This window comes from Geobacillus sp. JS12 (assembly GCF_001592395.1).
Lineage (GTDB): Bacteria > Bacillota > Bacilli > Bacillales > Anoxybacillaceae > Geobacillus > Geobacillus zalihae.
On record NZ_CP014749.1, the window covers coordinates 873,762 to 898,145 of the forward strand.

At 52.1% G+C, this 24,384-nt stretch carries 13 protein-coding genes and 5 pseudogenes; 13 read left to right on the plus strand and 5 right to left on the minus strand.

Annotated features, from left to right (window positions below):
• The first annotated feature begins 61 nt into the window (after nt 1-61).
• From A0V43_RS04330 to A0V43_RS04345, 4 genes and pseudogenes are all read left to right on the plus strand, one after another.
• A complete protein-coding gene (locus A0V43_RS04330) occupies nt 62-292 on the plus strand; it encodes a hypothetical protein (RefSeq protein WP_011230920.1) in 231 nt (76 codons plus the stop codon).
• Nucleotides 293-597: 305 nt separating this feature from the next.
• Nucleotides 598-2,224: pseudogene (locus A0V43_RS04335) on the plus strand (PucR family transcriptional regulator).
• Between the two features lie 283 nt (nt 2,225-2,507).
• Nucleotides 2,508-3,973: pseudogene (locus A0V43_RS04340) on the plus strand (CoA-acylating methylmalonate-semialdehyde dehydrogenase).
• A 29-nt stretch (nt 3,974-4,002) separates the two neighbouring features.
• A pseudogene (locus A0V43_RS04345) lies at nt 4,003-5,354 on the plus strand (aspartate aminotransferase family protein).
• A gap of 228 nt (nt 5,355-5,582) precedes the next feature.
• Here the strand turns inward: A0V43_RS04345 and A0V43_RS04350 are convergent.
• Nucleotides 5,583-6,152: a Uma2 family endonuclease gene (locus tag A0V43_RS04350; protein WP_063192467.1), complete on the minus strand. Its 570-nt coding sequence runs from the start codon at nt 6,150-6,152 to the stop codon at nt 5,583-5,585.
• 212 nt (nt 6,153-6,364) lie between these two features.
• Between A0V43_RS04350 and A0V43_RS04355 the strand changes: the two genes are divergently transcribed.
• Complete coding sequence (locus tag A0V43_RS04355) at nt 6,365-7,351, plus strand: NADPH:quinone oxidoreductase family protein (RefSeq protein WP_063192468.1); 987 nt, start codon at nt 6,365-6,367, stop codon at nt 7,349-7,351.
• 199 nt (nt 7,352-7,550) lie between these two features.
• Here A0V43_RS04355 and A0V43_RS04360 read toward each other — a convergent pair whose 3' ends face one another.
• The gene (locus tag A0V43_RS04360; RefSeq protein WP_063192469.1) at nt 7,551-8,462 is read right to left on the minus strand and encodes a glutamate biosynthesis transcriptional regulator GltC; all 912 of its coding nucleotides are present in this window, start codon (nt 8,460-8,462) and stop codon (nt 7,551-7,553) included.
• A gap of 125 nt (nt 8,463-8,587) precedes the next feature.
• Between A0V43_RS04360 and gltB the strand changes: the two are divergent.
• The 5 genes and pseudogenes from gltB (at nt 8,588) to A0V43_RS04385 (ending at nt 19,136) form a co-directional block, all read left to right on the plus strand.
• Nucleotides 8,588-13,146 (plus strand): annotated as a pseudogene (gene gltB, locus A0V43_RS04365) (glutamate synthase large subunit).
• A 143-nt stretch (nt 13,147-13,289) separates the two neighbouring features.
• Entirely contained in the window at nt 13,290-14,774 is a 1,485-nt protein-coding gene (locus A0V43_RS04370) for a glutamate synthase subunit beta (RefSeq protein ID WP_063192470.1), read from the plus strand.
• A gap of 79 nt (nt 14,775-14,853) precedes the next feature.
• A complete protein-coding gene (locus A0V43_RS04375; RefSeq protein ID WP_060787954.1) occupies nt 14,854-15,450 on the plus strand; it encodes a phosphatase PAP2 family protein in 597 nt (198 codons plus the stop codon).
• 176 nt (nt 15,451-15,626) lie between these two features.
• Nucleotides 15,627-16,625 (plus strand): coiled-coil domain-containing protein, encoded by a 999-nt coding sequence (locus A0V43_RS04380; protein WP_063192471.1) that lies wholly within the window; start codon nt 15,627-15,629, stop codon nt 16,623-16,625.
• 417 nt (nt 16,626-17,042) lie between these two features.
• Entirely contained in the window at nt 17,043-19,136 is a 2,094-nt protein-coding gene (locus tag A0V43_RS04385; protein ID WP_063192472.1) for a GDYXXLXY domain-containing protein, read from the plus strand.
• Between the two features lie 24 nt (nt 19,137-19,160).
• On the opposite strand, the pseudogene A0V43_RS04390 reads toward A0V43_RS04385, so the two are convergent.
• Together A0V43_RS04390 and A0V43_RS04395 are read right to left on the minus strand one after the other, a co-directional pair.
• Nucleotides 19,161-20,033, minus strand: a pseudogene (locus tag A0V43_RS04390) (fructosamine kinase family protein).
• A complete protein-coding gene (locus A0V43_RS04395; RefSeq protein WP_063192473.1) occupies nt 20,026-20,757 on the minus strand; it encodes an NAD-dependent deacylase in 732 nt (243 codons plus the stop codon). Before A0V43_RS04395 ends, A0V43_RS04390 begins: the two are co-directional and overlap by 8 nt.
• 347 nt (nt 20,758-21,104) lie before the next feature.
• Here A0V43_RS04395 and A0V43_RS04400 point away from each other — a divergent pair, with 347 nt between their 5' ends.
• On the plus strand, nt 21,105-21,656 hold the full coding sequence (locus A0V43_RS04400; RefSeq protein WP_063192474.1) for a DJ-1/PfpI family protein: 552 nt from the start codon (nt 21,105-21,107) through the stop codon (nt 21,654-21,656).
• On the opposite strand, the gene A0V43_RS19685 is transcribed toward A0V43_RS04400, so the two are convergent.
• Entirely contained in the window at nt 21,625-22,047 is a 423-nt protein-coding gene (locus A0V43_RS19685) for a hypothetical protein (RefSeq protein WP_164834591.1), read from the minus strand. The genes A0V43_RS04400 and A0V43_RS19685 overlap by 32 nt on opposite strands.
• Between A0V43_RS19685 and A0V43_RS04405 the strand changes: the two genes are divergently transcribed.
• Both A0V43_RS04405 and A0V43_RS04410 read left to right on the plus strand, forming a co-directional pair.
• On the plus strand, nt 22,016-23,452 hold the full coding sequence (locus tag A0V43_RS04405; RefSeq protein ID WP_063192475.1) for an NAD-dependent malic enzyme: 1,437 nt from the start codon (nt 22,016-22,018) through the stop codon (nt 23,450-23,452). The genes A0V43_RS19685 and A0V43_RS04405 overlap by 32 nt on opposite strands.
• Nucleotides 23,453-23,598: 146 nt before the next feature.
• Nucleotides 23,599-24,354, plus strand: a complete 756-nt coding sequence (locus A0V43_RS04410) for an SIS domain-containing protein (protein ID WP_063192476.1) — start codon at nt 23,599-23,601, stop codon at nt 24,352-24,354.
• Nucleotides 24,355-24,384 lie beyond the last annotated feature (30 nt).

Here is a 24,384-nt window from a genome sequence, read left to right on the forward strand (position 1 = left end):
ACACTAACAAGCTGTGCCTGGCGGTAAGGATGCGGGTCACGACGAGAAGCGGGGGTGTGTGATGACTTACCATCAGTTTCTACGTGAGCGAGAAAAGATCGATTACTTAATTGAACAAGGATACTATATGAAAAGCGTAAAAGAAAATTTAAGCGGATCGTTTGTTGAATTTGAGAAAGAAGACTCTTTGTCAGAAACAAGAGATATCCAAACACTGCATATTACAAACGCTGATGCACGCAAATATTTTTCGTCATTATTAATCCGCCAGCTCAGAAAACACCACGAATAGAGAGAAGAGCGATGCACATCGCGATAAGCGCCGGAACGAGTTCCTCTATATATCCTCAATCATTATAGAGGCAGGGCCGGCGCTTTGATTTTCATGAAACAGAGCGCGAATCGCCTAAATGAATGTCACATCTCATAACATAAAACGAGATCGATGATGTTGCTTTTTGTATAATGAAACGTAGAAGGCCATATATAGCCAAGCCGTTACATAAAAATTTGTGATAGAAGCAGGAGCGACCGTTTACGCTGCCTAATATTAAAATGGCATTGCCATGATTGGTGTAAGGGAGTGAAACAAAGTGTATGAAGACTCCTACATTAACGGTTTCTGATATTCTAAAGCGGAAACATTTTGAACATGTTGAAGTGGTTGCAGGGCATAATGGGCTCAACCGCACTGTAAAATGGGTTCATGTTGTCGAGGTTGCGAAAATCCATCATCTGTTAAACGGAAAAGAGCTGATTTTATCTACTGGGTAGGATGGAAGGAAAATAAGGAACTGTTTCGATCGTTTGTAGAACAGCTTATCAACTGTGACGCTTCGGGATTATGTATTGAAATCGGTATGCATACTCCTTCTGTTCCGCAAGAAGTAATCGATTTAGCGAATGCGCATCACTTTCCGATCATTCTCTTTCTCAAAGAAGTGCCTTTCGTTGAGATCACCCAAGACATCCACACTTATTTAATTAACCAACACTATGAAATCATCTCCGGACTAGAATCATATTCACAGCAATTAAACAAAAAATTACTTTCAATGGACCATTATAGTGAAATTTTAAAACTATTGCACCACTATTCGGGACATCAAGTGGTTTTTAAAATAAACGGCAGAGAGGTGGAGATATTTCCTAAATATAGCAAAACATTTAAGGAAGAACAGTTGATAGTTGACGACAACGCAGCTTCCAAGAAAAGAGTGGCCACCCAACCGATCCAATTTCTCGGGAATGAATATGCCGAGCTATCCATTGTATCAACCGGAAAGGAAATCAGCGAATTTGATCTGCTGATTTTGGATCGTACGGCAACTGCGCTGGCACAGCATCTGCTTCGTGATTTGTATGTCGATGAAAAAAAGAGAGTAGAAGAAAATGAGTGGTTGAAAAGCTGGCTAGAGGGAGAGCATCCCATTGAAAATGTGTTTAGTTATTTGGCTGAGTATGGGCAGAGCCAAATCCAAAAGGAGGGACAGTGCTTGTTGTCCGTTTTAAATCTTCAATGAAGCAATGCTCGAATTTAGACATGATTTATTTTAAAATGCTATGCCGGACGATTTTTGAACAACAAGGTTTTTCGACATTTCCTGTCGATTTTCACAGCAGCATCGTATTTATTATGATCAATAACAGGGAAATGAAAACATGGAAAAGTCGAATGAAAATAGGACTGAATTCTTTGCTTGAATCGGATTATATTCAAAAGAAGAAATTACCTCAATTTGTTGTCGGGGTCGGAAAATTTATCGAAAATGTTTCTCATATGGACAAAAGTTATCGGACGGCTTTAGAGACGATCAAAATTCAACATCATCTTGGCGGCAGAGCCAATAGCTGTTTTTATGAGGATTTGCATATCTATCGAATTATTTCCCTTATTCATAAATACAATGATTTGTATGAAGTTGTCATGGAATACTTAGAGCCTGTTCTTCAATACGATGAAAAATATAATGGAAACTTGTTGGAAACGTTAAAGGTATATTTGGCGTGTAACGGTTCAAAAAAAGAAACCGCACAAAGACTATTTGTCGTTAGGCAAACGCTGTATCATCGAATCCAAAAACTAGAGTCGCTTTTAGGAGAGGATTTTATGAATCCGGAAAAACGGCTCGCTATTGAGTTTATGATCAAGGCATATGAATATTTACAATCGCAAAGTATGGAAAACAAATATGTGCAGCATGATCGGTTGCGAAGATTGTAAGTAAGAAGTCTCCCCCCTGAGAAGCGAAAAGCAGAAGATGCCGTAGGCTTCTAGGGGATTTCTTTCGTAAAAACATCCATGAGCAATTTTTTGCTCTCCACCGACATGAAAATCTCAGTCCAAGGCGCGCACATTTTCAAAATTTGGTCACATTGTGGAATAAATAGGCTAATCGCTTTTACGCTTTGTCTAGTGAAGGCAATCAAAAACTGGAGGATAATTTTGTGTAACAATACAAAATATTTAGATCATGAACAAAGATAGGAATAAGGAGGAGAATCTGATGTCCATCACCAAACCGGAAACAACGGTTCTCAAAAACTATATCGGCGGACAGTGGGTGGCATCGAGTGGCACAGAAACGCTAGAAGTCCCGAACCCGGCGACTGGGGAAGTGTTGGCGCGTGTTCCGATCTCAACCAAAGAGGATGTCGATCAAGCGGTGCAAGCAGCCAAGAAAGCGTTTGCGACGTGGAAAGATGTCCCTGTTCCCAAACGAGCGCGGATTATGTTTTCATTTCACCATTTGTTAAACCAGCATCATGAGGAATTAGCGGAGCTTGTCGTACAGGAAAATGGCAAAGCGTATAAAGAAGCGTACGGAGAAATTCAACGGGGATTGAATGCGTGGAGTTTGCGGCCGGCGCTCCGACTTTGCTGATGGGGGAATCGCTGTCGAATATTGCGGAAGAGATTGACTCGGAAATGTTTCGTTATCCGTTGGGAGTTGTGGCAGGGATCACTCCGTTCAACTTCCCCATGATGGTGCCGCTTTGGATGTTCCCGTTGGCGATTGTGTGCGGCAATACGTTTGTATTGAAGCCATCGGAACGGACGCCCATTTTGGCCAATAAGTTAGCAGAACTGTTTACGGAGGCAGGTGCCCCTCCTGGAGTGCTCAATGTCGTTCATGGAGCGCATGAGGTGGTCAACGCCTTGATTGATCATGAGGATATTCGTGCGATTTCATTTGTCGGTTCACAGCCAGTGGCCAAGTATGTGTATGAACGGACAGCAGCGCAAGGCAAACGAGTGCAGGCGTTGTCGGGGGCGAAAAATCATCATATTGTCATGCCAGATGCGGATGTAGAGACGGCCGTACAACATGTGATCAGCTCAGCGTTTGGCAGCGCGGGCCAGCGTTGCATGGCTTGCAGTGCAGTCGTGATTGTCGGGGAAAACGAAACGTTCGTCCGTCGGTTGAAACAAAAAGCGGATGAGTTGATTATTGGGAATGGTATGGATCCGGAAGTGTTATTAACCCCGGTCATTCGGCAGTCTCACCGTGAAAAGGTGCTAGGCTACATTCAGAAGGGGATTGAAGAGGGCGCGGTATTGCTGCGCGATGGGCGAAAGGAAATGGATGATAGACCCGAAGGCAATTTTTTAGGTCCCACGATTTTTGATTATGTCACCCCGGATATGACGATCGCGAAAGAAGAGATCTTCGCACCTGTATTAAGTTTGCTGAGGGCCAATGATTTAGATGAAGCGCTCAGCTATATTCGGAAGTCTCGGTATGGGAACGGGGCGACGATTTATACAAAGGATGCGAAGGCCGTCCGGAAATTCCGTGAAGAGGCCGATGCGGGGATGTTGGGCATTAACGTCGGCGTGCCGGCGACGATGGCGTTTTTCCCGTTCTCTGGCTGGAAAGATTCGTTTTACGGCGATCTTCATGTGAATGGAAAAGATGGCGTGAATTTTTACACGCGCAAAAAGATGATTACTTCCCGGTTTGATTTTTAACCTGTGTTGGATGAAAGGGGCAGAGAATCATGCAAACTGAACAAACCCACCAACTGTGGCTTGACAAAGACGACCGATATATCTGGCATTCGATGAAGCCGTATAACCCACAAGCAACGCTGATTGCGGCCGAAGCGAAAGGCTGCTGGGTGACGGATGCAGCTGGACACCAGTATTTGGATGCGATGGCCGGGCTCTGGTGCGTCAACGTCGGCTACGGGCGCGAGGAACTCGCCGAAGCGGCGTATGAGCAGCTGAAGACGCTGGCGTATTTCCCGTTGACGCAAAGCCACTTGTCGGCGATCGAGCTCGGGGAAAAACTCAATGAACTGTTAGGCGATGAGTATGTGATTTTCTTTTCCAACAGCGGGTCGGAAGCAAACGAAACGGCGTTTAAAATCGCCCGCCAATACCATCAGCAACGCGGGAGCATCATCGGTACAAAATCATTTCTCGCTACCGGGCGTACCATGGGAATTCGATGGGGGCGCTCTCAGCGACCGGACAGGCGCAGCGGAAATACAAATACGAACCGCTCGCCCCAGGTTTCATCCACGTGCCGCCACCGGATGTATACCGCGACCCGGATGCGGCGGACGATCCGCGCCGACTGCGGGCGGTAAAGGCCATTGATGATGTCATGACGTGGGAGTTGAGTGAAACGATTGCGGCCGTCATTATGGAGCCGATCATCACCGGGGGCGGTGTGCTCATTCCTCCGGACGGGTATATGAAAGCGGTCAAAGAAGTGTGTGAAAAACACGGGGCTTTGCTGATTGTCGATGAAGTCATCTGCGGCTTCGGCCGGACGGGAAAAGTGTTCGGATTTCAACACTACGGCGTCAAGCCGGACATCATCACGATGGCAAAAGGCATCACGAGCGCCTACTTGCCGCTGGCGGCAACGGCGGTTCGGAAAGAGATTTACGAGACGTTCAAAGGAACAGGCGAATACGACTATTTCCGCCATGTCAATACGTTTGGCGGCCACCCGGCTTCGTGCGCGGTGGCGCTGAAAAACATCGAGATTATGGAGGAAGAGCGGCTGTTTGACCGCTCGCGCGAGGCAGGGGAATGGCTGTTTGATGAGCTCAAAACGAACTTGGCCGGCCACCCGCATGTTGGCGATGTGCGCGGCAAAGGGCTGCTTGTCGGCATTGAGCTTGTCGCTGACAAGGCGACGAAAGAGCCGCTCGATGTGTCGCTTGTCAATCAAGTGATCCATCGATGCAAAGAGAACGGCCTCATCATCGGCAAAAACGGAACGACAGTCGCCGGATACAACAACGTACTCACGCTGTCGCCGCCGCTTTGCATCACGGATGATGAACTTTCGTTTGTGGTCCGCGTCTTGACCGGGGCGCTAGCGGCCATTCAATAAGAAGAACGACAAACGTCAGCCGGATCGACAGGCTGGCGTTTTGTTTGCTTTTGCACGGCCATTCGGAAACACATAGAAGCAGGCGGTTATTGCGAGGGCTGAACGTTCTTTTGCTTATGCGATGGTGCTTCGGGATGGGAGATTCTTAGGAGCACCTGCCCGATCATCGATTTCTGTGTGTTTGACACAAGACTGATGATGAGTATGTCATGCTGAACAAGGGCTGTTTTAACCCCATTCCAATACATGCGCTAATGGAATCGCTAAGTCTTGAAATTGTGCGGAATGCAGCGTGTCTTGTTGCCCGTATGTGGCATGCCGTTGATAGGCTCCTTCGTGCAAATAGTACACATGAATCATTTTATTGGCCGTATCAACGATCCAATATTCCGCAATGCCATAGTGTTGGTAAGTGTAAAATTTTTCGTTGTAATCTTTTAAAGCGGTTGAAGGTGATAAGACTTCAACAACCAGTGCAGGCGCTCCGTAACACCCTTTTTTGACAATTTGTTTTTTATTGCAAATGACGGCAAGATCGGGTTGGACAATGTCATCAGGGGTTTCATATGTTTCCTTTTTGCTAAGGAATACATCAAACGGCGCCATAAAGACATAACAATGTTTGTTTTGGAAAAAATGGCGCAAAGCAAAATACAATTCTCCGACGGCAAATTGATGTTCCGAAGATGGAGCAGGCGTCATATTATACGCTTTTCCATTTATCAGTTCCCAGCGGCCTTCCCACGTTTCCCAGTCAGCGTACGTGTAAATTTTGTTCGAGTCAGGGATATTGCCCATTGTTCCACCCTCTTTCATTTTAAAGATACGCTTGTTTACAGTGTACCAAAAGAAATCAAGGAAGTGTAGGGAGGACCTTTCATTAGACGTTTATTCATCGTTCGCTTACGCCCACAGGTGGAAGTGAGGGGCTTTTTGGTTCAGAAAAGGAATCTAGCGTTTGGTTGTCGAATGACATGAGAGAAGAATGCATGAAGAAAGGGAGAGGAATGATGTCCGCATTTCAAGCGTTTGTCGTCAACAAAACCGAAACAGAATTTACCGCCGGCGTGCAGACGATATCCATGGATGATTTGCCGGAAGGAGACGTCGTTGTCCGCGTCCATTATTCAAGCGTCAACTACAAAGATGGATTGGCGTCCATTCCGGACGGCAAAATTGTGAAAACGTATCCGTTCGTGCCGGGAATTGATTTGGCCGGGGTGGTTGTCTCGTCGCAACATCCGCGCTTCCGCGAAGGGGACGAGGTGATTGCGACTGGCTATGAAATCGGCGTGACGCATTTCGGAGGCTACAGCGAGTACGCCCGGCTGCATGGCGATTGGCTCGTGCCGCTGCCAAAAGGGTTGACGTTGAAAGAAGCGATGGCGATCGGCACGGCTGGGTTCACGGCGGCATTGTCCATTCACAGGCTTGAGGAGCATGGGTTGACGCCGGAACGCGGACCGGTGCTTGTCACGGGGGCGACAGGCGGCGTCGGGAGTCTGGCCGTATCGATGCTCGCCAAGCGCGGCTACACGGTGGAAGCGAGCACAGGCAAAACGGCGGAGCACGACTATTTGCGCGCCCTCGGCGCCAAGGAAGTGTTGACGCGCGAAGACGTCACGGCTGAACGCATTCGTCCGCTTGATAAGCAGCGCTGGGCGGCGGCGGTCGACCCGGTCGGCGGCCGGACGCTGGCGACGGTGTTAAGCCGCATCCGCTACGGCGGAGCGGTGGCGGTGAGCGGGTTGACAGGCGGCGTCGAGGTGCCGACAACCGTCCATCCATTCATTTTGCGCGGCGTCAGCTTGCTTGGCGTTGATTCCGTCTATTGTCCAATGGATTTGCGTTTGCGCATTTGGGAGCGGCTCGCTGGCGACTTAAAGCCGGATTTGGAGCGGATTGTTCAAGAAATTTCGCTCGCTGAATTGCCGCAAGCGCTTGAGCGCATTTTGCGCGGCGAGCTGCGCGGCCGGACGGTCGTGCGGTTAGGATGACGTTCGGACGCAATCTAACGGAAGCAGCGTCCGAACTTGGTGCTCTCCACATCTTCTTTATTGAATGATCCTTGATGAGTGAAGGCGCCGGAAAGGGTAAGTGTGTAAAAGAAGAAAGGAAAGACGCAGAGTGAAGCACCTGCGTCTTTTTTTTGTGATCTCGAACCCGTTTTTCGACGTGAGCGTAGGCGGGGAGCGTTCACCCCCGCAATTGATACCGCTCGAGCTCCGCGAAAAAGTCTTTCACAAACCGGTAAAACACTTTCACCGACGGAGCGAGTTCGTGGTGGTCGGAAATGATAATGCCGACGTTGCGCTTTACTTGCGGCATCTCGATTGGCACTTTGGCGGCGTAGCGAAGAAGGCTTTCCCACAAGGCGCTTTCCGGCAGGAGGGTCACGCCGATGCCAGCGGAGACAAGCCCTTTAATGGCATCGAGATCTTCGCCTTCCGATGAAATGTTGGGCGAAAATCCGGCTTGGTGGCAAGCGTCAATAACGATTTGATGCAAAATGTATCCTTTTGGAAACGTTACAAATGGATCATGGCGCAGTTCGTTCAATACGATCCGGTCGCGGCGGGCGAGCGGATGGCTGTTCGGCAGGAGGGCGGCAAACGGTTCGGAAAACAAAATTTCTCCTTTAATGCCGATTTCACGAACCGGAATCGGTCCGAGAAAGGCAAGGTCGATTTCCCGTTTTTTCACCGCTTCGATTAAATAATAGTACGACCCTTGGCGGAGATGGAACGAGACGTTTGGGTGTTCCGCTTTAAAGGCGGAGATGACCATCGGCATCATGTGGCTTGCCAGGCTTGTCGGAAACCCGATTTTAATCGTTCCGCGTTCCGGGTCCAAATACTCTTCGATTTGTTGCTTTGCATCCTCGACCGCCTTTAACACCGCTTCGGCGTGCGGCAAAAAATGGCGGCCGATCGGGGTGAGCTTCACGTTTCGCCCTTCCCGTTCAAACAGCTGCACGCCAAGCTCCGCTTCGAGGTTGGCAATTTGCCGGCTGATCGCCGACTGCGCGACATGGAGGGCGTCGGCGGCTTCGGAGACGTGTTCGCGCCGGGCGACTTCCACGAAATATTGCAGTTGCCGCAGCTCCATTTTTCTCCCTCCTTTTGATTGATCGCAAAAAGAGATGGATTTTATCTAAATTATATATTGTTTATATTAATTTTGAAAACTACAATGAATATTACAGACAATTCGGAACGGGAGGGGAAGGCAGCATGAAACACTACGGATTACCGGAAGCACAAGGGCTGTATCGCCCGGAATTTGAACATGATGCATGCGGGATCGGGTTTTATGCTCATTTGAAAGGAAAACCGTCACATGACATTATCGAAAAAGCGCTCCATATGCTTCGCCAGCTTGAACACCGCGGCGGACAAGGAAGCGATCCGGAAACAGGTGATGGCGCGGGCATTATGACGCAAATTCCGCATGAGTATTTTCAAGCGGTGTGCGGCGGGATGAACTTGCCGGAAAAAGGGCGCTACGGGGTCGGGATGTTCTTTTTGCCGGAAGAGGAAGCGAAACGGGCGTACTATGAATCGATGTTCAATGAGATCGTCGCTCAAGAAGGGCAACGGCTGCTCGGATGGCGGACAGTTCCAGTTGATCGTGAAAAGCTTGGCAAACTGGCGCGGCAAAGCCAGCCGTTCATCCGCCAAGTGTTTGTCGCGGCAAGTGATGACGTGGCTGATGAGTTGGCGTTTGAACGGAAGCTGTATGTGATCCGCAAACAATTCGAAAAATGTGTGGAACACAACGAGTGCTATGTAGCGAGCTTCTCGAGCCGGACGATCGTGTATAAAGGGCTTTTGACGCCGGAACAAATCGATGCGTTTTATTTGGATTTGCAAGATGAACGGTTCCGTTCGGCGTTTGCCCTCGTGCACTCGCGCTTCAGCACGAACACGTTTCCGAGCTGGGAGCGGGCCCATCCGAACCGCTACTTGATCCATAACGGCGAGATCAACACGCTGCGCGGCAACGTCAACTGGATGACGGCGCGCGAGAAGCAATTTGTGTCGGAAGCGTTCGGCGCGGATTTGGAAAAAGTCGTGCCGATTTTGGATACGAACGGCAGCGATTCGTCGATTTTGGACAATGCGTTTGAATTTTTCGTTCTCGCTGGCCGGAAGCCGGCTCATGTCGCCATGATGCTTATTCCGGAACCGTGGTTTTGGGATGAGCAGATGGACGGGGCGAAAAAGGCGTTTTACGAGTACCATAGCTGTCTCATGGAGCCGTGGGATGGACCGACGGCGATTTCGTTCACCGACGGCAAGCAAATCGGCGCCATTTTGGACCGGAACGGTTTGCGTCCGGCCCGCTATTACGTCACCAAAGACGACTACATTATTTTCTCATCCGAAGTCGGCGTCATTGATGTCGACCCGAACAACATTTTATATAAGGAACGGCTGAGCCCGGGGAAAATGCTGTTGGTTGACCTCGAGCAAGGGCGCATCATCTCCGACCAGGAAATCAAGGAAGAAATGGCTCATGAAAAGCCATATTGCCAATGGATCAACGAGCAAATGATCACGCTTGGCGATCTGGAAATTCCGGAGGACGTCGAAGCGCCGAAGCAGCTTGTCAAGCTGCAAAAAGCGTTCGGCTACACGTTTGAAGATGTGGAAAAAACGATTTTGCCGATGGCGGCGGAAGGAAAAGATCCGACCGGCGCCATGGGCATGGACGCGCCGCTTGCCGTGCTGTCGGAGCGGCCGCAAAGTTTGTTCAACTACTTCAAGCAGCTGTTCGCCCAAGTGACAAATCCGCCGATTGATGCGATCCGCGAATATGTTGTCACCTCGACGATGACGTTGCTTGGCAAAGAAGGGAACATTTTGCATCCGGATGCCAAAGCGGCGCGGCGCATCCGCCTTGAGACGCCGCTGTTGACGAACGAGGAACTGGCGGCGTTAAAAGCCAATCCGTATCCGGAGTTTGCCTGTGTGGTGCTGCCGACGCTGTTTACGGATGATTTGAAACAGGCGCTTGATGAGCTGTTTGCCAAAGCGGATGAAGCGATCGAAAACGGGGCGGCGCTTCTTGTGCTGTCCGACCGCGGCGTCGATGACACGCATGTGGCGATTCCGGTGTTGCTGGCGGTAAGCGGGCTTCATCAACACCTTGTCCGCAACGGGACGCGCACAAACGTCAGCCTGCTGGTCGAAAGCGGCGAAGCGCGGGAAGTGCATCATTTTGCGGCGCTCATCGGCTACGGGGCGGACGCCATCAACCCGTACTTGGCGCTCGAGACGATCCGCCAAGCGTCAGAAAACGGCACGATCGCCTTGTCTTACCGTGAAGCGGTGAAAACATATATCAAGGCGGCTGTTGACGGCGTCGTCAAAGTGATGTCGAAAATGGGCATTTCGACGGTGCAAAGCTACCGCGGCGCGCAAATTTTTGAGGCCGTCGGCATCGGCAACGATGTCATTGAGGAATACTTCACCGGCACGGCGTCGCAAATTGGCGGCATCGGGCTTGCGGAAATTGCAAAAGAAGCGAAAATGCGCCACGAAGCCGCTTTCGGCGCGCGGCATGAAGACGATGTGCTCGATACGGGCAGCGAGTTGCAATGGCGGCGCAACGGCGAACATCACGCGTTCAACCCGAAGACGATCCATTTGCTGCAGTGGGCGTGCCGGAAAAACGATTACAACCTCTATAAACAATATTCGAAACTGGCCAATGAAGAACAGTTGACGTTCTTGCGCAATTTGTTCGATTTCGATTCGAGCCGGCAACCGGTGCCGATTGAGGAAGTCGAACCGGTCGAGTCGATCGTCCGCCGCTTTAAAACAGGGCCATGTCGTTCGGTTCGATCAGCCAGGAAGCCCATGAGGCGCTGGCGATCGCCATGAACCGGATCGGCGGAAAAAGCAACAGCGGCGAGGGCGGCGAAGACCCGGCCCGCTATGTGAAAGATGAAAACGGCGACTGGCGCCGCAGCGCGATCAAACAAGTGGCGTCCGGACGTTTTGGCGTAAAAAGCCATTATTTGGTCAATGCCGATGAATTGCAAATCAAAATGGCCCAAGGAGCAAAACCGGGTGAAGGTGGCCAGCTTCCGGCCAATAAAGTGTATCCGTGGGTCGGCAAAGTGCGCGGCTCAACGCCGGGAGTCGAGCTCATTTCCCCGCCGCCGCACCATGACATTTACTCGATCGAAGACTTGGCCCAGCTCATTTACGATTTGAAAAACGCCAACAAAGACGCGCGCATCAGCGTCAAGCTCGTCGCCAAGGCCGGCGTCGGCACAATCGCGGCTGGCGTGGCGAAAGGGAACGCCGATGTCATCGTCATCAGCGGCTATGACGGCGGCACGGGTGCGTCGCCGAAAACGAGCATCAAGCATGCCGGCTTGCCGTGGGAGCTCGGATTGGCGGAAACGCATCAGACGCTCATGTTGAATGGTTTGCGAGACCGCGTCGTCTTGGAAACGGACGGAAAATTGATGACAGGACGCGATGTTGTCATGGCCGCTTTGTTCGGCGCTGAAGAGTTTGGGTTTGCGACGGCTCCGCTTGTCGTCTTAGGCTGTGTCATGATGCGCGTCTGTCATTTGGATACGTGTCCGGTCGGCGTGGCGACGCAAAATCCGGAGCTGCGCAAGAAATTTACCGGCGAGCCGGATCATGTCGTCAATTTCATGTATTTCGTCGCTCAGGAAGTGCGGGAAATGATGGCGGAACTCGGATTCCGCACGATCGACGAAATGGTCGGCCGCGTCGATATTCTGAAAGTGAGCGAGCGGGCAAAAGCGCACTGGAAAGCGAAACATCTTGACTTGTCCCGCCTCTTGTATCAAGTCGATGGCCCGCGCACAGGCAGCAGAGGGCAAAACCATCGAATGGAAGAGACGCTCGACTATACGGAAATTTTACCGGCGGTGCAGCCAGCGCTTGAGCGGCAGGAGCCGGTCGAACTTCACCTCGCCATCCGCAACGTCCACCGCACGGTCGGGGCGATGACAGGAAGCGAAATCTCGAAGCGCTACGGCGAGGAAGGGCTGCCGGATGATACGATCCGCCTCCATTTCACCGGATCGGCTGGGCAAAGCTTTGCGGCGTTTGTGCCGAAAGGGATGACGCTTGAGCTCGTCGGCGACGCGAATGATTACGTCGGCAAAGGGCTTTCCGGCGGCAAAGTGATCGTCCGTCCGCCGCATGAGGCGCCGTTTGCCGCGGCTGACAACGTCATCATTGGCAACGTGGCGTTTTACGGGGCTACAAGCGGCGAAGCGTACATTCGCGGCCGCGCTGGGGAGCGGTTCTGCGTCCGCAACAGCGGCGTCCATGCTGTTGTCGAAGGCGTCGGCGACCACGGCTGTGAATATATGACCGGCGGCCGCGTTGTCATCCTCGGTTCGGTTGGCAAAAACTTCGCCGCCGGCATGTCCGGTGGGATCGCTTACGTTCTTGCCGATGAAGACAGCTGGCAGCAAACCGCCAACCTTGAGCTCGTCTCATTTGAGCGGCTCGAAGACGAGGAAGAAATTCGCGACGTGCGCCGGATGATCCAAAACCATTACCGCTATACAGGAAGCCCGCGGGCTGCATTGGTGCTCGACGAGTGGGACGATTACGTCCGCCGCTTCGTCAAAGTTATTCCGCGCAATTACAAACTGATGATTGAGACGATCGAAACGCTCGAACAGTCCGGGCTTTCGCACGAAGAAGCTGTCATGGCGGCGTTTGAAACGGTGGCAAAACAGAAAAAAGCGGCTGTCGGCGGCGTCCATCAGCTGCAAGCGGTGGCGAAGTAACGCTGTGGCTTGCGATTGGCCGCGAAGTGACGACGCCGCTTCGGCTCCGCGGCTTCGCGGGGCCCGCTTTTTGATCGGCCAACAGGCGGGAAGGCCGCATGAGAGAAGAGAGGATACGTACGGAAAGAAGGAGGGGAACCATCGTGGGAAAAGCAACAGGATTTATGGAATATGCACGCGAGGAAGAGAAAAAGCGCGATCCGCTTTCCCGTCTTGATGATTGGAAAGAATACACGCAGCCGTTTTCCGAAGACGTGCTGGCCCGCCAAGGTGCCCGCTGTATGGACTGTGGCACGCCGTTTTGTCATATGGGATTGGAGCTAAACGGCCTTACCTCGGGGTGTCCGGTGCACAACTTGATCCCGGAATGGAACGATTTGGTGTACCGAGGCCGCTGGAAAGAAGCGCTTGATCGTTTGTTGAAAACGAACAACTTCCCGGAATTCACCGGCCGCGTCTGTCCGGCGCCGTGCGAGGGGTCATGCACGGTGGCGATTTCCGACCCGGCGGTTGCCATTAAAGGGATTGAACGGGCCATTATTGATAAAGGGTTTGCCGAGGGATGGGTGAAACCGCGCATCCCGAAGACGCGCACGGGGAAAAAGGTGGCCATCGTCGGCTCCGGTCCGGCCGGGTTGGCCTGCGCTGACCAACTCAACCAAGCCGGCCATTCGGTGACGGTGTATGAGCGGGCTGACCGCATCGGCGGCTTATTGATGTACGGCATTCCGAATATGAAGTTGGAAAAAGAAGTGGTCGAGCGGCGGGTGCGTCTGCTCGAAGAGGAAGGCATCACGTTTATTACGAACACCGAAGTCGGCAAAGATATTACGGCTGACGAACTGCGTGCTCAGTACGACGCCGTCGTCTTGTGCATCGGTGCGCAAAAGCAGCGCGATTTGGCCATTGAAGGCCGGGAGCTTGAGGGTGTCCATTTTGCGATGGATTATTTGACCGGCGTGACGAAAAGTTTATTGGATTCGAATTTTGCCGACGGCCAGTTTATCGATGCCAAGGGAAAACGTGTCATTGTGATCGGCGGCGGCGACACGGGGGCCGACTGCGTGGCGACCGCGCTGCGCCAAGGCTGCAAAAGCGTCGTCCAGTTCGGCAAACACCCTGCCTTGCCGGACAAGCGCCCGGACGATAATCCGTGGCCGCAATATCCGCTCGTCTTTACGCTTGACTACGCGTATGAAGAAGCAAAAGCGAAATTCGGCGCCGACCCGCGTCAATATTGCATTCAAACAAAGAAAATCGTTGGCGACGAGCACGGCCGCGTGAAAGAGCTGCATACGATTCAAATGGAAAAAATCATCGATGAAAACGGCAAAGCGATCTTTAAAGAAATTCCGGGGACGGAACAAGTATGGCCGTGCGATTTGGTGTTTATCGCCATCGGGTTTGAAGGGCCAGAGCAGCCGTTGTTGAAGCAGTTTGGCGTTGAAACGGCCAACAACAAAGTGAAAGCCCCATACGGCAAATATACAACAAACATCGAGGGCGTGTTTGCCGCCGGCGACGCCCGCCGCGGCCAAAGCTTGATCGTCTGGGCCATCCATGAAGGCCGAGGGGCGGCTCGTGAAGTCGATCGGTTCCTGATGGGAGAGACAAAGTTGCCGTGGTGATGGATCCCTCCTTAAAAAGCACCGCTTTTTAAGGAGGATTTTTTGTTTTTCTGGAAAAGAAGATATAAGGAGGAGAGTGATGCTCAGCATGAATCGACGATTATGGATCGCTGCGGCTATGAGTCTTGGCCTTTTTTTGCTTGTTTGGACAGGCGTGGCCGCTGGATGGACGGAGAGAATGGATGAAGAGGGGCTGCGTCTGTTTGATTATTGGAATTGGCTTGACCCGTTTACGTTTCTTGGCAATGGAAAGACGATTGGCACCATCAGCATTATGCTTGTCATTGGTTTATGGTTTTTTCGCCGCGACGTCTACGGAATGGCGTTGGTTGTAATCGCGGTCGGCGGGGGATATGGCATCAATGAGTGGCTAAAACATATCATTGGACGGCCTCGACCTCCTCATGCTGAAATCGGGGGATTTAGTTTTCCGAGCGGTCACGCGATGATCGGGACGATTTACTTGTTGCTTTTGGCGTACTTTTTGGCGCAAACACGCCCGAAGCGCGGCGAACGGGCCGCGATTTACGGCGTTTTTGGAGCGCTTGCCCTGTTGACTGGCTTAAGCAGGTTAAGTCTGCAAGTGCATTATCCATCTGATGTGCTTGGTGGGTTTTTGCTCGGGGTTGCCTATGTATCAGCCTGCCTGGCTCTTTACCGTAGGTTCACTCGCTGAAGCGGATTTTAGAACATGGACAAAAAACGATTTTTGTTTTGATTTCGCGCGGTGAAAAGCAAATTTTGCGGCTTTGTGTTGAGCTTTGCCGTTGTCGAAATTAGGGAGAAAATCTCTTTTTCTATACTATCGCGTTGACCGAGACAATGATACAATGGGGAAAAGGAGGTGAAACGATGGAGCAAGCCGAACTCGTGCAAATGATGGCCGAACTGCTTGACCAAAAGCTCAATCCCATTCACGTGCGGCTCGATCGGATCGAAGGAAATGTCCGAGCGCTTCAAGAAGGGCAGACGCGCCTCGAAGGCGAGGTGCAAGCGCTCAAGGAAGGGCAAGCGCGGCTGGAAGGAGAAGTGCAAGCGCTCAAGGAAGGGCAAGCGCGGCTGGAAGGAGAAGTGCAAGCGCTCAAGGAAGGGCAGATGCGCCTTGAAGGCGAGGTGCGGGCGCTCAAAGAAGGGCAAGCACGCCTCGAAGGAGAAGTGCAGGTGCTCAAGGAAGGACAGGCGCGCTTGGAAGGCGAGGTGCAAGCGCTCAAGGAAGGGCAGGCGCGCTTGGAAGGCGAGGTGCAAGCGCTCAAGGAAGGGCAGGCGCGTTTGGAAGATGAAGTGCAGTTGTTACAGAAGGGACAAGCCCGCTTGGACCAACGGCTTCACCGGGTTGAGGAGGATGTGCGCACATTAAAAGTGGATATGAACGCGGTCAAAGGCGACGTTCAAACACTGAAAGCCGACATGGACGCGGTCAAAGGCGACGTTCAAACACTGAAAGCCGACATGGACGTGGTCAAAGGCGACGTTCAAACACTGAAAGCCGACATGGACGCGGTCAAAGGCGACGTTCAAACACTGAAAGCCGACATGGACGCGGTCAAAGGCGACGTTCAAACACTGAAAGCCGACATGGACGTGGTCAAAAGCGATGTGCAAACATTGAAGGAAGGACGGCAACGGCTTGAAGGGAAAGTTGAACGGGTCGAAGAAAAAGTTGACAACCTCACACTAGAAATGCGGAGCCACTTTCGCTATATCGAGAACATGCTCCATAAGCATCAGGCCGCTCTTGACATGGCTTCGCGGCAGTTCTCTTCGCAACAGTCATCGATCAACTATTTGATCAAAAAAGTGGCAGAGCATGATATGGACATTTTCCACTTAAAAAATGATCTCCAACCATAGTGTCCTGTACTGCAATAAAGAAAACAGTCTAAAGGGTGAGCGGCAACTAGGAAAATGCGATGGAATAAGGCGTGTTTTCACTGGTCTTCTAGAAGGCCGGTGAAAAACGGCTGCCACGAGCAAATCAGCGGCATTTCACCAAAAAAAGAAGGCTGATTTCGCAAGGCTTCTCTAATTGAGAAAAAGATGGAATAGCGGTATTTTGTACTAAATCACCGGCCCTCTAGAGGGCTGGTGAAAAACGACCGATTTCGCCGAACCCGTTGCTTTCGGCTGAAAGAGAAGCGTTGATTTTACAGGACTTCTCAATTTGAGAAGAGATTCCGTTTTCCGCGATTTTTCACTAAATCACCAGCCTTCTAGACAGCTTTTTCAGCATATGTTATAGAAAAGATCAAGTCACAAGGGGGAAGCGATATGGCGGCCCGTATCGTAAAAACGGGGTATGCGTTGGCGTTTTTGTGCATCATTGCCGGCATTGTGTATTTTTTTGCCGCCAACTGGCCGGAGATGGGGCGAGAGGCGAAAGTCGGGATCAGCATCGGCGTGATGGCGGCATTTTACATCGCAAGCGCGGCGCTTTGGGGCCGCCATCGTTTCTTAGGGCGCTGGATGCTGATCGGCGGGGTGTTGTCATTTGGCATTGCGTTGGCGCTGCTCGGCCAAATTTACAATTCGCATGCTGACAGTTATTGGCTGTTTCTTGCCTGGCTTGCGCCGACTGCTGTGCTGGCGTCACTGACAAAAGAACGGGTGCTGTCCGTGATCGCGATTGGGTTGCTGCAGCTTGCGTGCTGGTTTTATTATTTTCCGTCCGCTTATCGGATTGAGTGGACGGAATGGTCTTCGTTTGGCGTGCTATCGTTATTCGTGATCGTAAACGGTGTTCTTTTTATTTTCGTTCGGACACCGCTCATGGCTTGCTTGGCTTACATGGCCATGCAAGGTTGGCTGCTTGTGATTGATGTAACCGGTTTTTCCTATGGGCGCGACGCATGGTGGCCATACGTTTATGCGGCGTTGCTTGCTGGGCTTCTTTATTATTTTCTTGTCATCGCCAAGCAGCGGCTGTATGTGTTGTTGACGAGTTTGTTTGCCGGGCTGTTTTTGTTGATTCAATACATTCGCCTGCTCGCTGATCATTTTGAAACGTGGTTGCTTCTTATTGGGCTTATGGCAGCCGCTGCAGTGCTATACGGCGGCGTTGTGCTATTGCGGCGGGCTGGGCTATTTTCAGCGGAGACGAAAGCTGGAAGGCGGTTTTTGGCGGTGTTTCAAGCGATTGTCACGCTCGCGGCTTCGGCGTTGGCCATACAAAGCCTGCTTGGCTTGTATTTCCTTTGGACAGAGTCATGGTCTCCTTACGTGCTCTTTTTCATTTCCATCTTTGGGTTTGTCGTTCCTGCCTCATTTGGTCGGCGTTGGAATCCGGTCGTTCGTTATACACTGCTGGCTGTTGGCTATGGGCTCGGGGTGGCGATGGCGTGGGAGGTCTCGCGGTCGGCTCTGTTCCTCTATGCCATTGGGCTCGCGATTGGCGTCATCGGATCATCAGACAGCGGAGTGCGCCGGTTGACGACGGTGGCGCTGACGGTCTATTTAGGGATCGCCTTAAGTTCGGTGATGGATGACGGCCGGAAGGTGTTGCTCACCTTGGCTTTGGTCAGCGGCGGGTTGTATGCGTATGGCCGTTTTCGCGGAACGCCGTTTCTCACTCCGCTTGTCTTGGCGTTCGGCGCGCTTGGGATCGCGACAAGCGTTGATGTGTTTGCGGCTGATGGACTGTACGTGACGTTGAATATCGCCATGATTTTAGCGCTTGCCTTCTTTCTTTTCCACGGTCGGCAACTGGAGCGGAAGACCGCTTGGGTGTACACAGCGCTTTATCTCGTGCTGAAATATTATGAACTGGCATGGAATTTGCTTCATAAATCGGTCAGTTTGTTGGCGGCGGGAGCAGTGTTGCTCGCATGGGCGGTATGGCTTGAGAAACGAAATGGCTTCACATGGGGGCGGGGCGTGCGCTGGGGGCGGCGCGTTTCGTTGTTGACGCTCATAGTCGTGATCGCTCAATTTTCATTTTTAGGCTATACCGTGTGGCAAAAAGAGCGATTGCTGCGATATGGTGACGTCGTAAAGCTGGAGCTTGAGCCGATCGATCCACGTTCCATGCTGCAAGGGGATTATATTCAGCTTCGGTACGATATTTCCACCATTCCGTCGCTTGACGGAAGCGGACGGGTGCAAGTCGGGCTGCGAAAAGGAGAGGACGGGGTGCACCGTTTGGCTGGCGTATATATGGTCAATGGGGAAAAAAGGCCGGGATACACGCCGCAACCGGGGGACGTGATCATCACCGGTACGTTTCACGGCCCGCAAGTCGTGTATGGCATTGAATCGTATTTCATTCCGGAAAAAACGGGGATGAAACGGCAAGAGAATGTTCGGTTTGCCTATGTGCGCGTGAGCGAAAACGGTGATGCGCTGCTCGAAGCGATCCGTGCTGAATAAGGATGGCGGGGGAAGCAGGAAAAACTACTCCCCCGCGTAACGATCCAGCACGCGGTCAACAGCGCTGCCGTATGTTTCGCCAAATAAATTGAGATGAACGAGCAAGTAAAACAGCTGGTAGAGTGGTTTTCGGTCATGATAATCAGCCGAGAGCGGCATAAGCTCGCGATAGCTGTCGTAAAATCGGGATGGGAAGCCGCCAAACAGCTCGGTAAACGCGATCTCAAACTCATGATGGCCATATAAAACAGACGGATCGATCAAATACGGCACTCCGTCTGGCCCTGGAATCCAGTTGCCGCTCCATAAATCGCCATGCAAAAGCGACGGAAAACAGTCATCTGGGAGCCATTGGTCAAGCCGCTCGAGCAGCCATTCGAGACGTTTGCGCTGCTTGGCGGGCAGGAGGCCTCTTGCCGCCGCTCGCGTCATTTGTGGTCTAAGGCGGGCGTCGCGGTAATAGTCGGGTCAGCGGCCGTACCAGCCGTTGCGCTGCGGCAGCGTCCCGATATAGGTATCGCGGTCAAGGCCAAACGCCGGTCCGCGGCATTGATGGAGGCGGGCAAGGCCGTGGCCGAGCTGTTCGGCCGTCTGTTCCGTTTCTGCTCCTTCGACCCATTCCAAGACGAGTCAGCTCCAATCGTCCGCTTCCCCGAAGCCGAAGGTATGCGGAACGTTGATGGCGCGTGCTTGCCTGATCAGCTCGAGGCCCATCTGTTCGGCAGCGAAAAATCCACTCGGCGGGAAACGTTGCATTTTGATAAAGTACGTTTGTTTGCCGCTTTGGACGCGATAGACGTCATTGATGTCGCCGCCCGAGACGCGGCGCCAATGGCGGATGGGGGAGTGGTCGCCGATCGATTCGAGCGCCATTTGCAACATGATTTCTTTAGTCATGGTTCACCTCCGCCAATTGCTCATTGAGCTCGTTCAGCACTTCGCCGATTTTCCGGCCGTGAATGACAGCGTCGGCGAGATCGTCCAAGTCAGTCGGCTCCCAATTGATGATGACAAGCTTCGCACCGTTTCGTTTGGCGACAAGCGGCAGTTGATTGGCCGGCGACACTTGCAGGGAGGAGCCGAGCACGAGGAATAGATCAGCCTGTTGGGCAACCTTCCATGCTTCCGTGATGGCTTTCTCCGGCAACGGCTCGCCAAACAACACGACCGACGGGCGCAAAACTCCGCCGCATTCGCACGTCAACACACCGTGCAAATAGACAAAGCTGGGCTTTGATTGCCCGCACCGCTGACAATGGACGGTGCGGAGCGAGCCGTGAAGTTCGATGACGCGTCGGCTTCCCGCTTCTTGATGAAAGCCATCGACATTTTGCGTTACAATCGTCTGCACGATCCCGCGCCGCTCCCAATCGGCCAACAAGCGGTGTCCGTCGTGCGGCTGGCACTGTTGCAACGTGCGAATGCGATATTGGTAAAACTCGACGAACGATTCACGGCGATGATGCAATGCATCGATGGTCGCGAGTTCGCTCGGATTGAAACGCGCCCACAGCCCGGTGCGCGGTGAACGGAAATCGGGCAGCCCGCTTTCCGTTGACATGCCGGCGCCGGTCAGCACGACGGTTCGGCGCGAGGCGGCCAGCCATGAAGCGATGGACATGTTTGTTTCCCCCTTCATTTTATGATGAAAGTTGAAGATTTCACATTTGTAGCTTTAATAGAGCTGTTTGATCGACTATCGGGAGATCGAATACCGCTGCCCCCCACATTCATGCATGGAACTGATAATCGGGAGGCGGGTGGTTGTTCGATCTCCCAGCACGCCAAGGCTTGCCTCGAGCAGCGGAGAAAATAGACAAACTGCTTTTTCTCTGTAGTAAAGCATCTTTTCGTTTCGGCAAAAGGGTGAATCCAATAATAAGAAGTTCGACAATCATTTTGCTTTTCCTTTCCGTCCATTTCCATTATGATAAAAGAGAAGGAAAAAATGGACAAGGAGGCAGGAACATGAGCAAAAAGGTGTTGATCATTACCGGCGACGCTGTTGAGGCGCTTGAAGTATACTATCCGTATTACCGCTTGCTTGAAGAAGGTTATGAAGCGACGATTGCCGCGCCGAAGAAAAAGAAACTGCATACGGTCGTTCACGATTTTGCTGACTGGGATACGTACGTGGAAAAGCAAGGCTATTTGATCGACGCCCATGCGTCGTTCGCCGAAGTCGATCCGGCGCAATACGACGGATTGGTCATTCCGGGCGGGCGCGCTCCGGAGTACATTCGCCTTGATGAGAACGTGCAGCGCATCGTTCGCCATTTCTTTGAGGCGAATAAGCCGATTGCCGCCATTTGCCACGCCTCGCTCATTTTTGAAACAATGCCGGATTTGCTGAAAGGACGGAGTTTGACAGCGTATATTGCCTGCAAGCCGGGGGTTGAGGCGCTAGGAGCGACGTATGTGTCTGACCGTACAGTCCACGTTGACGGCAACCTCGTCTCCGCCCATGCGTGGCCGGATTTGCCGACGTTTATGCGTGAATTTCTCCGCTTGCTTCAATAAGTGGAAGAGAATGGCCTCCCTTTGGGTGAAAGGAAGGGAGGCCGTTGTTTTGTTGTGTTCCCGACCGTTTGCCGTTCAGACCAACCGTGTGGGGCGGCAGGACAGATGGTTGCTTGGCGACCTCCATTTTGTTCCGTGCTTTGATTGCCCAATAGATGCCGAATGGGATGGCCGCACCGGTGGCGAATTCGAAAATGGACCGCATAGCCCCAAGCCTAAACGCAATGCGGCGGTAAGCAAGAAGCGGCCGCGGAAAAGAGGTTGATGGAGGATAAGGGTTGTCTTTTTCCCATTCATGAGATAACATTTGTACCATAGAGTGTCTTACCATGAAATAGAGAAAAGGAAGGCGGTTATCTATGGCATTACCAGGCGGGGCAGCCATGAACATTACGATTCGTCTCCAGTTCGAAAAAGATATCGTTTCGTTCAGCGATATCGCCGCCGCAATCGGCAAAGCGGGCGGGGACATTGTCGGGATTGACGTCATTTCGTCAAGCAAAGTTCACACGGTGCGCGATATTACCGTCAGCGCCCTTGACACGAAGCAGTGCGATTTGATCATTGAGGCGCTGAAAAAAATTCGCGGCGTCAAAATTGTGAACGTTTCCGACCGCACGTTTTTAATGCATATCGGGGGAAAAATTGAAACAAATTCAAAAATCCCAGTGAAAACGCGCGACGACTTGTCGCGGGTGTACACGCCGGGCGTGGCGCGCGTCTGCACGGCGATTGCCGAAGATCCGCGCAAGGCGTATTCGCTGACGATTAAACGGAATACGGTCGCCGTCGTCTCGGACGGCACGGCGGTGCTCGGGCTTGGCGACATCGGTCCGTATGCGGCGATGCCGGTCATGGAAGGGAAAGCGATGCTGTTTAAACAGTTTGCCGGCGTCGATGCGTTTCCGATTTGTTTGGATACAAAAGACACGGAAGAAATCATCCAAATTGTGAAAGCGATCGCCCCGGCGTTTGGCGGCATCAACTTGGAAGACATTTCAGCGCCGCGCTGCTTTGAAATTGAGGCGCGTTTGAAAGAAGAGCTCGACATCCCGGTGTTCCATGACGACCAACACGGCACGGCGGTCGTGCTCTTGGCCGGGTTGCTCAACGCGCTGAAAATTGTCGACAAAAAGCTCGAGGACATTAAAGTAGTTCTCACCGGCATTGGCGCCGCTGGCATCGCCTGCACGAAAATTTTGCTCGCTGCCGGCGTGCGCAACATTATCGGGGTCGATCGTCATGGCGCCATCCACCGCGATGAAACGTACGAAAATCCGTATTGGCAAGAATATGCGAAAATCACGAACCCGGATAATCTGAAAGGGAGCTTGTCCGATGTCATCGCCGGCGCAGATGTGTTTATTGGCGTTTCCGCTCCGGGCATTTTGAAAGTGGATGACGTGAAAAAGATGGCGCGCGATCCGATCGTGTTTGCGATGGCCAATCCGGTGCCGGAGATCGATCCGGAACTGGCTGAGCCGTACGTGCGCGTGATGGCGACCGGGCGTTCCGACTATCCGAACCAAATTAACAACGTCCTTTGCTTCCCAGGCATTTTCCGCGGTGCATTGGATTGCCGGGCGAGAGAAATTAACGAGGAAATGAAGCTCGCTGCCGCGAAGGCGATTGCCTCTGTCGTGACGGAGGATGAATTGAACGAAACGTACATCATCCCGAGCGTGTTTAACAGCAAAGTCGTCGAACGCGTCAGACAAGCGGTCATCGAAGCCGCTTACCGCACTGGGGTGGCGCGGAAGGACAATATCCCGGTTGGCGGATATACAGGGCAGTAAAGCAAGGAATGCGATGGAACCGACGGACGGCTTCCTTATATAGGGGAAGCCGTTTTTTTGGCTGCAGGAGCGGGTCTAACCGTGGCTGCGGCGGGCTAAATCTAGTTTAGGGATAGGAAACCAAGCGCTTAAGGGGCGAATGGCCGATGATCGATCAATATTTCCAAAAAATCAATGAACGTCTGGAACTCGTTTTAAGCCATGAAAAGGACAATCTAAAAAAGGCCGCCCATATGGTAAGCGAAGCGATTCAAAACGGCGGAATCGTTCAGTTATTCGGATGCGGCCATTCCCATATTTTGATGGAGGAAGTGTTTTACCGGGCGGGAGGGCTTGTTCCGGTGAAACCGATCTTTGTCGAGCCGCTGATGCTTCACGAAGGGGCGGTACGGTCGTCAATGTTGGAGAGAATGAATGATTTCGCACAACATTTTATCGATCATGAGGATATCCGTCCTGAAGATGTGTTTTTTGTGTTGTCCACATCGGGGCGCAATCCGGTTCCGATTGATGTGGCGTTGGCGGCAAAAGAGAAAGGAGCGTATACGATCGCGATTACATCTTTGGAATATTCGAAGAGTCAACCGTCGAGGCATAAGAGCGGTCGGTTATTGTATGAAGTGGTGGACTTGGTGATTGACAATCATTGTGTGAGAGGAGACGCGATTTTAGCTCATCCGAATGTTTCCGTTCCATTTGCCCCTACTTCGACCGTGATCGGCAGCGCGATTTTAAACGCGATTTTTGCCAAGGCGATTGTTCATATGGCGGAAAATGGAATAGAACCGCCGATCTTTTTAAGCGGCAACATTGAGGGGGCGGATGAACATAACCGCCGATGGGTGGAGAAGTATAAAGCGCGCATTCCGGTGTTGGTTGAGGGGCATCAACTATCGCAATAGAAGAGGCGCTCTATAGCCAATCGCCATCCG